The sequence below is a fragment of the Vibrio sp. 378 genome (genome assembly GCF_033339435.1).
In genome coordinates this window covers 166202-179048 of sequence record NZ_JAWOUO010000005.1, presented here as the reverse complement: position 1 = coordinate 179048, position 12847 = coordinate 166202, and the positions used below count along the sequence as shown (strand labels likewise).

General features: G+C 46.1%; 11 protein-coding genes. 10 read left to right on the top strand and 1 reads right to left on the bottom strand.

Going from position 1 to position 12847, the window contains the following annotated elements; genetic code table 11:
• The first annotated feature begins 7 nt into the window (after positions 1-7).
• The 10 genes from flgF to R7Q48_RS11335 all read left to right on the top strand — a co-directional run bounded on the left by flgF (position 8) and on the right by R7Q48_RS11335 (position 12223).
• The gene (gene flgF / locus R7Q48_RS11380) at positions 8-757 is read left to right on the top strand and encodes a flagellar basal-body rod protein FlgF (RefSeq protein WP_318132286.1); all 750 of its coding nucleotides are present in this window, start codon (positions 8-10) and stop codon (positions 755-757) included.
• An 18-nt stretch (positions 758-775) separates the two neighbouring features.
• On the top strand, positions 776-1564 hold the full coding sequence (flgG, locus tag R7Q48_RS11375) for a flagellar basal-body rod protein FlgG (RefSeq protein ID WP_005382032.1): 789 nt from the start codon (positions 776-778) through the stop codon (positions 1562-1564).
• A 30-nt stretch (positions 1565-1594) separates the two neighbouring features.
• The gene (flgH, locus tag R7Q48_RS11370; RefSeq protein WP_005382033.1) at positions 1595-2374 is read left to right on the top strand and encodes a flagellar basal body L-ring protein FlgH; all 780 of its coding nucleotides are present in this window, start codon (positions 1595-1597) and stop codon (positions 2372-2374) included.
• A 43-nt stretch (positions 2375-2417) separates the two neighbouring features.
• Positions 2418-3509 (top strand): flagellar basal body P-ring protein FlgI, encoded by a 1092-nt coding sequence (locus R7Q48_RS11365; protein ID WP_005393118.1) that lies wholly within the window; start codon positions 2418-2420, stop codon positions 3507-3509.
• A 16-nt stretch (positions 3510-3525) separates the two neighbouring features.
• A complete protein-coding gene (gene flgJ / locus R7Q48_RS11360) occupies positions 3526-4452 on the top strand; it encodes a flagellar assembly peptidoglycan hydrolase FlgJ (protein ID WP_053807678.1) in 927 nt (308 codons plus the stop codon).
• Between the two features lie 160 nt (positions 4453-4612).
• Positions 4613-6553 (top strand): flagellar hook-associated protein FlgK, encoded by a 1941-nt coding sequence (flgK, locus tag R7Q48_RS11355; RefSeq protein ID WP_238958913.1) that lies wholly within the window; start codon positions 4613-4615, stop codon positions 6551-6553.
• A gap of 13 nt (positions 6554-6566) precedes the next feature.
• Positions 6567-7760 carry a flagellar hook-associated protein FlgL gene (gene flgL, locus R7Q48_RS11350; RefSeq protein ID WP_005382037.1) on the top strand — a complete coding sequence of 398 codons (1194 nt, stop codon included), beginning with the start codon at positions 6567-6569 and terminating at the stop codon, positions 7758-7760.
• A 427-nt stretch (positions 7761-8187) separates the two neighbouring features.
• A complete protein-coding gene (locus tag R7Q48_RS11345; protein WP_005382038.1) occupies positions 8188-9342 on the top strand; it encodes a flagellin in 1155 nt (384 codons plus the stop codon).
• A 506-nt stretch (positions 9343-9848) separates the two neighbouring features.
• On the top strand, positions 9849-10982 hold the full coding sequence (locus tag R7Q48_RS11340; RefSeq protein ID WP_005380447.1) for a flagellin: 1134 nt from the start codon (positions 9849-9851) through the stop codon (positions 10980-10982).
• Positions 10983-11098: 116 nt separating this feature from the next.
• Positions 11099-12223, top strand: a complete 1125-nt coding sequence (locus R7Q48_RS11335) for a flagellin (protein WP_238970216.1) — start codon at positions 11099-11101, stop codon at positions 12221-12223.
• A gap of 96 nt (positions 12224-12319) precedes the next feature.
• Here R7Q48_RS11335 and crr read toward each other — a convergent pair whose 3' ends face one another.
• Complete coding sequence (gene crr / locus R7Q48_RS11330; RefSeq protein ID WP_005382041.1) at positions 12320-12829, bottom strand: PTS glucose transporter subunit IIA; 510 nt, start codon at positions 12827-12829, stop codon at positions 12320-12322.
• Positions 12830-12847 lie beyond the last annotated feature (18 nt).

The following is a 12847-nucleotide window of genomic DNA, read 5'->3' as shown; positions in this document are numbered from 1 at the left end:
GTAATTTATGGATCGCGCACTGTTTCTCGCAATGAGTGGCGCCAAGCAAAATATGCAGGCACTACAATTGCGCGCTAATAACTTGGCTAACGTAAGCACGACCGGATTTCGGGCTGATTTAGCACAGGCTCGCTCAATGCAGGCTTATGGTGAAGGCCATCCTTCACGTGTGTTCAGCATGACAGAGCGTCCAGGGCATAACTTTGCTCAAGGTAGCGTGATTACAACAGGGCGTGATCTGGATGTGACGATTGAAGGCAGCGGCTGGATATCGGTACTCGATCACACAGGGAAAGAAGGGTTGACCCGTAACGGCAACCTAAAAGTCGATCAAAATGGCATGCTTACCAACGCAAGTGGTCATTTGGTGCTGGGTGAAAACGATGCGCCGATTACTTTGCCTATCCCTCTCTCCAAAATTGAAATCGGTCGGGATGGCACCATCTCTGTACTTCCTCAAGGTGCCCCGGCAGAAGAATTCCAAGCGGTTGATCGCATTAAGCTCGTTAAGCCTAATGATCAAAGCTTGTTTAAAGACACCAATGGCTTATTTCGCCATAAAACTCCAAACCAACCTTACGAATCAGACGCGACTGTTAGTCTCCAGACGGGAGCGATAGAAGGCAGTAACGTGAATGCCGTAGGTGAAATGACCGCATTGATTGACTTACAACGTCAGTTTGAAATGCAAGTCAAGATGATGAGCACAGCTGAAGAAATGGATAAATCTTCAGATTCACTGCTTCGTATGAGTTAACAGAGTTAGAGGTTCACTATGCATCCAGCACTATGGGTAAGTAAAACAGGTCTAGACGCCCAACAAACCAACATTGCCACGATTTCGAACAACTTGGCGAACGCTTCTACTGTCGGCTACAAAAAGAGCCGTGCAGTATTCGAAGATCTGTTCTATCAGAACATAAACCAGCCTGGCGGCCAGTCATCTCAGAACACGGAACTGCCAAGTGGCTTGATGCTAGGTGCGGGTTCTAAAGTGGTTGCGACGCAAAAAGTGCACACGCACGGCAATGCACAGACAACGACTAACGCATTGGACATGATGGTGGAAGGCGACGGTTTCTTCCAAGTGACATTGCCGGACGGCAACATCGGTTATACCCGTAACGGTCAGTTCACGCTCAATGGTGAAGGCACGTTAGTCACGTCGGGCTCTGGCTACCCTGTAGAGCCTGAAATTGTGATTCCAGAAGATGCGATTTCTATTACTGTCGGTACGGATGGTGAAGTGTCGGTTCGCGTCCGAGGGCAGCAAGACAACCAAGTCGTTGGTCAGCTAACCATTACAGACTTTGTTAACCCGGGTGGCCTAGAGCCAATTGGTCAGAACCTTTACTTACCAACGGGTGCCAGTGGCGATCCACAAGAGGGTGTTCCTGGTTTGGACGGTTTGGGGGAAATTCGTCAATCCATGCTGGAAGCGTCCAACGTGAATGTAACAGAAGAGTTGGTCAACATGATCGAAGCCCAGCGCGTTTACGAAATGAACTCAAAAGTGATCTCGTCAGTCGATAAGATGATGAGCTTCGTTAACCAGCAATTGTAACGATTAAGAGCAAGATTTGAGGAGCTCACGATGAAACGTATTTGCCTACTCGCTTTGATTGCTACGATGTCGGGCTGTGCCATGTTGGAACCGATTGAAACGGATGAAGTGACACAAGCAACCACTGTGGTCGACGCAGTAGAAGGCGATAAATCGAAAGAAGAGAGCAGCGGTATTGTAGATACTTTACGTGGTAGAAGTGATCCGGTTGCTGGCGACCCTGCGTGGGCTCCAATTCATCCGAAAAACAAGCCTGAGCATTACGCTGCTGCAACAGGTTCGTTGTTTAGCGCCGAGCACATTACCGATCTCTACGACGATTCTAAACCACGTGGTATTGGCGACATTATTACCGTAACACTGGATGAGACAACCAGTGCGACGAAAAGCGCAAATGCCGATTTATCGAAAACCAATGAAGCGCAAATGGACCCGCTTCAAGTGGGCGGAGAAGAGCTGCAAATTGGCGGAAAATATAATTTCTCTTATGACCTAAACAACTCCAACTCATTTGCAGGTGACTCTTCTGCAAAGCAGAGCAACAGCATCAGTGGTTACATCACTGTTGAGGTGATCGAAGTACTGGCAAACGGCAACCTCGTGATCCGCGGTGAGAAGTGGATGACGCTAAATACGGGTGATGAGTACATACGTTTAAGTGGCACTATTCGTCCGGATGATATTAATTTCGACAACACCATTGCATCAAATCGCGTTTCTAACGCAAGAATTCAATACTCAGGGACTGGTTTGCAACAAGATATGCAAGAGCCAGGCTTCTTGGCACGATTCTTTAATGTAGCGCTATAACACGCCGTGCTGACGGCAATTTGACTGCAAGAGATAAGTAAGCATGAAAAAACTCCTTTTAGTACTGATGAGCGTTGCTCTGTTTTCTACCGTAGCCCAAGCCGCACGTATCAAAGACGTCGCGCAAGTGGCAGGTGTACGAAGCAACCAACTCGTGGGTTATGGTTTGGTTTCAGGCTTACCTGGTACGGGTGAAGCGAACCCGTTTACAGAGCAAAGTTTCGCCGCCATGCTGCAAAACTTCGGCATTCAGATGCCGCCGGGCACAAAGCCAAAAATTAAAAACGTTGCCGCAGTCATGGTTACGGCAGAGTTGCCGCCTTTCTCTAAACCGGGTCAGCAAGTGGACGTGACTGTCTCTTCCATCGGAAGTGCTAAAAGTTTGCGTGGTGGTACGCTACTACAAACGTTCCTCAAAGGTCTCGACGGTCAAGTTTACGCGGTTGCTCAAGGTAACTTAGTGGTGAGCGGCTTCAGTGCTGAAGGCGCTGACGGTTCTAAAATCGTAGGTAACAATCCAACCGTTGGTCTTATCTCTAGTGGTGCGACAGTAGAGCGAGAAATTCCAAACCCATTTGGTCGTGGCGATTACATCACGTTCAACTTGCTTGAGTCAGACTTCACAACGGCTCAACGTATGGCGGATGCTGTAAACAACTTCCTTGGCCCACAAATGGCGAGCGCTGTTGACGCGACATCAGTGCGCGTGCGTGCTCCTCGTGACGTCAGTCAGCGTGTTGCGTTCTTATCGGCAATCGAAAACCTAGAATTCGACCCGGCAGATGGTGCAGCCAAAATCATCGTTAACTCACGAACGGGCACTATTGTAGTTGGTAAGCATGTACGTCTTAAACCAGCAGCAGTAACGCATGGCGGCATGACGGTTGCGATCAAAGAAAACCTGAATGTTAGCCAACCTAACGGCTTTTCTGGTGGGCAAACCGTAGTCGTACCAGACTCGGATATCGAAGTCAGCGAAGAGCAAGGAAAAATGTTTAAGTTCGAACCAGGCTTAACGTTGGATGATTTGGTCCGTGCCGTGAACCAAGTCGGGGCTGCGCCTTCGGACTTGATGGCAATTTTACAAGCATTGAAGCAAGCTGGTGCCATTGAAGGCCAGTTGATCATCATTTAATGGTTAGGAGGTAGGTATAATGAACAATCCTAACGACATTGGTTTTATCCATGACATCAGTTCTCTGGACACTCTGCGTCAAAAAGCAGTGAAAGAGGGAAAAGATGGCGAGCAAGAAGCATTGCATGCGGCTGCTCGTCAGTTCGAATCTATTTTCACCTCCATGATGTTGAAATCCATGCGTGAAGCCAATGAGGGCTTTGAGTCCAACATGATGAACAGCCAAAACGAGAAGTTCTACCGACAAATGTTGGATGAACAGATGGCGAGTGAATTGAGTTCGTCTGGTTCAATGGGACTGGCCGATATGATTGTTAAGCAATTAACGGCTGGGCAAGGGAACGACAAAAAAGAAACGGCTATGCGTGATGCGGCAAACAATGCTGCGGAATATCGTCGTGTTGACCCGAAAAAAGCGCGCGAGATTGAACAGCGCTTGATTGAATCTGGTCAACTATCTCGACCAAGCAATGAACCCACTCGATTCGATTCACCAGAATCCTTTGTTAACTCGATGAAGCCATACGCGGAGAAAGCTGCGAAAGCCCTAGGTGTCGAGCCATCTTTGCTACTTGCGCAAGCCGCTTTGGAAACGGGGTGGGGACAAAAGGTCGTGAAGAACGCGCGTGGCAGCAGCAACAACTTATTTAATATCAAAGCAGATCGAAGCTGGCAGGGTGACAAAGTGACGACTCAAACTTTAGAGTTCCACGATAACACGCCAGTGAAAGAGACGGCAGCGTTTCGCTCCTACTCAAGTTACGAAGACAGCTTTAATGACTTTGTACGATTTTTGAATGACAACCCACGTTACGATACAGCATTGCAGCAACGCGGGAATTCAGAGTCGTTTATTCGCGGTATCCACAGTGCGGGTTACGCGACCGATCCGAATTACGCAGATAAAGTCCTGCAGGTGAAGGATAAAATCGAAAGTATGTAATGTCTCTGCGACAATTTATGACGTTCTCGAAGGCTTGCCATAGTGCAAGCCTTCACTTTATCTGAACATCTACGCCTTTCTATCACTTGGCACATCTTTTGCTTTTAATGTGTCTAGGTGATCGGTTTTGCCGATTTATATTTCGTTTTTGGGGGCATGTATGGCGTCAGATCTTCTGAATGTAGGTACTCAAAGTGTGCTTACTGCTCAGAGACAATTAAACACCACTGGTCATAACATTTCTAATGTTAATACAGAGGGTTATAGCCGTCAGTCTGTTATCCAAGGCACGAATGATCCGCGCATGTTCGGTGGTTCTACCTACGGCATGGGTGTGCATGTGGAAAATGTTCGCCGCTCGTGGGATCAGTTTGCCGTGAATGAACTGAACCTGTCGTCGACCAACAATGCCAACAAAACGGATACCCAAGACAATCTTGATATGCTCTCTAGCATGTTGAGTTCAGTGGCATCGAAGAAAATTCCTGAGAACCTGAATGAGTGGTTCGATGCGGTAAAAACCATGGCAGATACCCCGAACGATTTAGGGGCACGAAAAGTGGTATTGGAAAAGGCGAAAATCTTCTCTGATACATTAAATGATTTCCACGAAACCGTTCGACTGCAATCTGATGTCACCAATAAAAAATTGGATATGGGCATTGAGCGCGTTAACCAACTTGCGTTGGAAATTCGAGATATTCATCGACTGATGATGCGTACCCCCGGTCCACATAATGACCTGATGGATCAGCATGAAAAGCTGGTTACTGAGCTGTCAGAGTACACCAAAGTTACCGTAACCCCACGCAAAAATGCGGAAGGGTTTAATGTTCATATCGGCAATGGACACACTCTTGTTTCTGGCACGGAAGCAAGCCAGCTCAAAATGATCGATGGCTATCCGGATGTTCATCAAAGACGATTAGCAATGGTGGAAGGGAATGGCATTAAAGCGATCAAGTCTGATGATATGGATGGCAAAATCGGCGCTTTACTTGAAATGCGCGACAAACACATCCCACAACTGCAAGATGAAATGGGCCGTTTAGCGACGGGCTTTTCCTACAAAATTAATCAGCTGCAATCTCAAGGTCTGGATCTCAACGGTAAGATAGGTAAAGAAGTATTTACCGACGTGAACTCTGAGCTGGTGGCAAAATCTCGAGTTTTTGCTGCGCCTGACTCCCAAGCTGATGTTGCGGTTTACATCGAGGACATTTCCGCGATCAAAGGTGGTGAATATTCGCTGCGTTATGATGGCGACCAATACAGCGTGACAACACCGAAAGGTGAGCAAATGTCGTTGAACATCGACCGTTCGGATTCGTCGTTTGTTCTGGATGGTATGAAAGTGCAAATTGGTGAAGGCCTTGCCGCCGGTGAGCGCGTATTGCTACGCCCAACGAGAAGTGGTGCAGCCATCATAAAGATGGAAACCAATGACGCAAAAGCTATTGCCGCACAAAGTTATGAAGCCTCAACCACTTTTGCCCAAGGTAACGCCAAGTTTAAAATTCGTGAGGCGGGGGATGTTAAAGAGTTTGAGGTTACCGTACAACCAGCCGACGAGAAGCATGATAAGCCGTGGTTAAAGATCACGGATAACAAGGGTAATTTACTATCGGACAAATACTCATATCCGTTAGATAAAGATAACCCGATGATTGAAATCTCAGTGCCGAAAAGCCATCCGCTGTATAAAAACGGCGATGCAACCGTGTTTGAGTTGAGCGAAGGCGCACTGATGAATGATAAATTCACCGCAAACTTGGTGCCTTCTGAAGGTGGTAACGGCAACTTGAGAAAAATGCAGAAGATCCAAACAGACAAGATGATGGATGGAAAATCCAGTACCTTGATCGATGTTTATCATAACCTCAATACTGAAGTTGGACTGAAATCTTCTACAGCAAACCGTTTAGCCTCTGTCGCTCGTTTAGAGCATGAAGCGGCGCAAGAGCGCGTTGCTTCTATTTCTGGTGTTAACCTCGATGAAGAAGCGGCCAACATGATGAAGTTTCAACAAGCGTACATGGCTTCATCACGTGTGATGCAAGCGGCGAATGATACCTTCAATACCATTTTACAACTGAGGTAAGGAGAAGAGATAAGTGCTAACCCGAATTTCTAGTTTCCATAACTATCAGTCCGTACAAAATGATCTGCGTCGTCAAGAGAATAAGGTTCACCACAACCAAGAGCAGCTTGCTTCAGGGAAAAAGTTACTGAAACCTAGTGACGACCCCCTCGCTGCGCATTACATCCAAAACATTAGTCAGCAACAAGAACAGCTACAACAATATCTTAGCTCGATAGTGTTGGTGCGTAATCGTCTAGAAAACCACGAAGTTAATATCGCCAATGCGGAGAATTTTGCCGACGAGTCGAAGCGCTTAACGATGGAGATGATTAACGGTGCGTTTTCTGCGGAAGACCGACAAGCAAAGAAGCGTGAGCTAGAAGAGATTGCGAACAACTTCCTTAACTTGGTGAACTCGCAAGATGAATCTGGTAACTACGTGTTTGCTGGCACTAAGCCAAAAAGCCAACCATTTTATCGCGATAAAGACGGTAGCGTGCAATACGCTGGGGACGATTATCAGCGCAAAATGAAAGTCTCCAGCATGCTTGAGATGCCAATGAACGATCCTGGCAGCAAGCTGTTTATGGAGATACCAAACCCATTTGGCGACTATCAGCCGAATTACGATCTACAAAATGGCTCTGAGCTGTTGCTAAACAAAGCTACTAACGTTGACGCTAAGGATGATGCGGCGTATCGCGTGACATTTGTCGATATGAATAACGGCAAATTTGGTTACCAATTAGAGCGTAACGGCAAAGTAGTGGATGCCGATGAGTTTTCTCCAGAGAAAGGGATTGAATACAAAGGCCTGAAAGTGCACGTAAAAGGCCAAATTACGCCTGGTGACAGCATTGAGATCGAAAAGCGGGCAGAGTTCAGCATTTTCGATACCTTCAAGGATGCAATGGCATGGTCAGACAAATCGGTTTCGGATACGTCGGCGACCGCCAAATTGCACCAAATGACAGAAGAATTCCACGCTGCTTTTATCCATTTGAATAAAGCGCGTACAGATGCCGGTGCTCGATTGAGTACGCTGGATATCCAAGAGCAAAATCATGAAGACTTTAATTTGTCTCTGGCAAAAGCGAAGAGCAACTTTGAGGATTTGGATTACTCCAAAGCCGTGATCGAGTTCAGTGAAAACTCGCGAGCGTTACAGGCATCGCAACAAGCATTCGGTAAGACCAAAGATCTAACGTTGTTTAACTACATCTAGTATGACACTCATACACATTGTCTGATTTTGATGCCTTATGTGCAAAGCCTTAAGCGCGATAAGTCGACGTAACCTGAGAGTCTGAGATGTCATGCGGCACGATTTTACCCAAAGCGGCAATGATGCGGGAGGCAAGTCGGGCGGCAACAGGGCAGCGTTCAATACTCTTGGGCTAAGATGAGTCTGACAAACCGGAAATAGCTTAATGATAAAGCTAACTTATTGTTTATTTGATTCTTTTAAAAGTGGTTAAATAATTTACGAAAGTTGGCACACAAATTGTATTGAAAATATCAGAACAGATTTAGAGATTCTAAACCCTGCGTTTAAGGCAGATTTAGCAAGTAACTTTTACGGTCAGTGCTTATCCAAATGAGAGTAAAGCTGGCCGCTTCGCAAAAGCTTGCGAACTCAACAGGAGAGCAAAATGGCTGTAACAGTTAGTACTAACGTCTCCGCGATGACCGCGCAGCGTTACCTAAACAAAGCGACTGATGAATTAAACACGTCGATGGAGCGCTTATCTTCAGGACATAAGATTAACAGTGCAAAAGATGATGCGGCAGGTCTACAGATCTCTAACCGCTTAACTGCACAGTCTCGTGGCCTAGATGTCGCAATGCGTAACGCGAACGATGGTATCTCGATTGCACAAACCGCTGAAGGTGCGATGAATGAGGCAACCTCTGTCATGCAACGAATGCGTGACCTTGCGATTCAATCATCGAACGGTACTAACTCTCCAGCTGAGCGTCAGGCGATCAACGAAGAGTCAATGGCATTGATTGACGAGCTAAACCGTATTGCAGAAACCACTTCATTTGGTGGTCGTCGTCTATTGAACGGCTCATTCGGTGAAGCAGCATTCCAGATTGGTGCGAGCTCAGGTGAAGCCATGATCATGGGACTCACCAGCATTCGTGCGGACGATACGCGCATGGGCGGTGTGACCTTCTTATCTGAGAACGGTAAAGATAAAAACTGGAGCGTTGACCCAGCTAAATCTGACTTGAAGATCACGCTACCAGGTATGGGTGAAGACGAAGACGGCAATGTTGATGATCTAGAAATCAACATTAATGCCAAAGCGGGCGACGACATCGAAGAGCTTGCCACTTACATTAATGGTCAGTCTGATATGATTAATGCGTCTGTAAGTGAAGATGGCAAGTTGCAAGTTTTTGTCGCGCATCCAAACGTTCAGGGTGAGATTTCTATTTCTGGTGGATTAGCATCTGAGCTTGGCCTGAGTGATGAACCTATCAGAACGTCAGTACAAGATATTGATATGACCACGGTACAAGGTTCTCAAAACGCGATTTCTGTGCTGGATTCGGCACTGAAATACGTAGACTCGCAACGTGCAGACTTAGGTGCGAAGCAAAACCGTTTGAGTCACAGCATCAACAACTTGGCGAATATCCAAGAAAACGTTGACGCATCGAACAGCCGAATTAAAGATACAGATTTTGCGAAAGAAACCACGCAAATGACCAAAGCACAAATTTTGCAACAAGCAGGTACATCGATTCTTGCTCAAGCGAAACAGTTGCCAAACTCTGCAATGTCACTATTGCAGTAGTTTACTTAGCCTGTACTCAATACATTCAGACGTGGATGGGAATGCAGGCTTTTGGCAAGCAGCTTTACAATAGAATGAGCGGCTCTCTCATCTCTCACCTGCCAATCATTTTCAATGTAAAGTTGCACTCGGTATGCCGGAAATGTGTTCATTTCTCTTGATCTCCACATAGGCTCTGGCGACCAACCTAGCCCCAGTTCTCTCAAAGGAAAAGGGGCTTTTTCTTTTCTAATTTTCACGTCTATCGTCTGCGAACTTACCTTTAATTGTTTCCTTTTGCTGGTTTTCTATACAATTTAGCCCTCTCGGCTCGATTTGTGGAAACTTGAGCACTTTTTCTTACTTTTCTTCAATTTTATTAGCTAAATCTCGCAATGTTATTTTTTTAAACTTTTTTCTAAAGCTTCTGAATTTGGTGTCGTTAATAGAGGTAACTTTGAGAGAACTACTTGGTTTTCCGAGACGTCGGAAACCGCTACACCGGAAAATCAATTGGAGAAATCACCATGGCAGTGAATGTAAACACTAACGTATCAGCGATGACCGCTCAGCGTTACCTAAACAACGCAAACTCAGCTCAACAAACTTCTATGGAGCGTTTGTCTTCAGGTTTTAAAATCAACAGCGCAAAAGATGACGCTGCGGGTCTACAAATCTCGAACCGTTTGAACGTACAAAGCCGTGGTTTAGATGTAGCGGTTCGCAACGCGAACGACGGTATCTCGATTGCACAAACTGCTGAAGGTGCAATGAATGAGACCACTAATATTCTTCAACGTATGCGTGACTTGTCTCTGCAATCAGCAAACGGCTCAAACTCGAAAGCAGAACGTGTTGCGATTCAAGAAGAAGTGACCGCGCTAAACGACGAACTAAACCGTATCGCAGAAACAACCTCTTTCGGTGGTAACAAGCTGCTAAACGGTACTCACGGCGCGAAATCGTTCCAAATCGGTGCGGATAACGGCGAAGCGGTAATGCTTGAGCTAAAAGACATGCGCTCAGACAACAAAATGATGGGCGGTGTAAGCTACCAAGCAGAAAGCGGTAAAGGTAAAGATTGGAACGTTGCTGAAGGTAAGAATGACCTAAAAATCAACCTAACGGACAGCTACGGCCAAGAGCAAGAAATCAACATCAGCGCAAAAGCGGGTGACGATATCGAAGAGCTTGCGACTTACATTAACGGCCAAACTGACCTAGTGAAAGCATCAGTAGACCAAGATGGTAAACTGCAAATCTTCGCTGGCAACAACAAAGTTGAGGGCGAGGTCGAGTTTTCAGGTGGTCTATCTGGTGAACTAGGTTTGGGCGAAGGCAAAAAGGTAACGGTAGATACTATCGACGTAACCTCAGTTGGTGGCGCACAAGAATCTGTTGCCATCATCGATGCGGCACTGAAATATGTAGACAGCCACCGCGCAGAGCTAGGTGCTTTCCAGAACCGTTTCAACCACGCAATCAGCAACTTGGACAACATTAACGAGAACGTGAATGCGTCGAAGAGCCGTATCAAAGATACAGATTTCGCGAAAGAAACGACGGCAATGACCAAATCACAAATTCTATCGCAAGCGTCAAGCTCAATCCTTGCGCAAGCGAAACAAGCGCCTAACTCAGCGCTAAGTCTGCTAGGTTAATCAATTTAACAAAGCAAGAAACCAAAGCCAGGCTCATCCCTGGCTTTTTGCTTATTGGCTATAACGATTCAGATGTGTCCTGACAGTATGTTCGATAAGGCATTCATATCGATTAGATGATCTCTTTAAATTCCAATGTTTCTGCGATGGTGGCGCAGAGACACCTGAGTCAAGCAGCTGCGCAAAATGTTGAGTCACAACGCAACCTAACTTCGGGGTTTCGAATCAACTCGGCGAGCGATGATGCGGCAGGTTTACAGATATCGAATACTCTCCATGTACAAACGAGAGGGCTTGATGTCGCCTTAAGAAATGCACACGACGCTTTTTCTGTTGCTCAAACAGCGGAGGGAGCATTGCACGAAAGCAGTGACATATTGCAACGCTTACGCTCTCTGGGGCTTCAAGCAGCAAACGGCAGTTATGACTCAAGTGATCGGCAAAGTATTCAATATGAGGTCGTAGCGCTGCAAGATGAGCTTGATCGTGTCGCGATCACGACAACATTTGCGGATAAAAACCTGTTTGATGGATCTTACGGTTCACAAAGTTTCCATATTGGCGCGAACGCTAATTCAATCTCTTTGACGTTACGTAACATGCGTAGCCATATCCCAGAGATGGGAGGGCAGCATTATGTTGGTGATGCGGTCGATAAAGATTGGCGAGTCACTAAAGATAACCAAACCCTAAAAGTCGAATACCAAGACAGTAAAGGGCAAACCCAAACGGAATCCATTGGACTCAAATTGGGTGACCGTATAGAACAGGTCGCCACTTACATCAATGCTCAACAATCGATAGTGAATGCTTCAGTAACGGAAAACAACGAACTGCAATTCTTCGCTTCTACGATGAAGGCGCCAGAGGGTGTGGTTCTCGATGGGAGTTTAGCGGATGAGCTTGATGTGAGCGCTGGTCAATTAGTCACAATGGATGACATCGATATGTCGACGGCAGGTAAGGCGCAGCTTTCAATTGGGGTGATTGATACAGCAATTAAGTACGTTGATTCGCACCGAAGTGAAATTGGCAGCTTTCAGAACCGTGTAAACGGCTCGATGGATAACTTAAATACTGTGAATCGGAGTGTTACAGAGTCCAAGAGTCGAATAAGAGATACAGACTTCGCAAGAGAATCTACGGAAATGGTGCGTTCTCAAGTGCTCCAAGATGCGACAACAGCATTATTGGCTCAGGCAAAGCAAAGGCAGAGTTCGGCACTTGGATTACTTAGCTGAGCGGATTTCATTGATGTAAGTCGATCAGAAACAAAATTTCAGGTAATAAAAAACGCTGCCAATGGCAGCGTTTTTTCGTGTTCGATTAAGTAAAAATTACTTAGTTACACGTAGAACTGGAGTTTCACCAACAGTTACAGAACCAGAAAGCTTGTTTAGCTCTTTGATTTCGTCCATGTTAGAGATAACAACTGGAGTTAGCGTTGACTTCGCTTTCTCTTCTAGAAGAGCTAGATCGAATTCAATTACAGTGTCGCCAGCTTTAACAGTTTGACCTTCTTCAGCGATACGCGTGAAGCCTTCGCCTTTTAGTTCAACTGTGTCGATACCGAAGTGAACGAAAAGCTCAACACCGTCGTCAGACTCGATAGAGAACGCGTGATTAGTTTCGAAGATCTTACCGATAGTACCGTTTACAGGAGCTACCATTTTGTTGCCTGCTGGCTTGATAGCAATACCGTCACCAACGATTTTCTCAGCGAAAACAACATCTGGCACGTCTTCGATGTTTACAATCTCACCAGAAAGTGGCGCGATGATTTCGATAGCACCAGCGTCAGCGCTGTCATCAGATACAAGCTTCTTAAGTTTGTCAAACAGACCCATTGTGTCATGCTCCTAAGG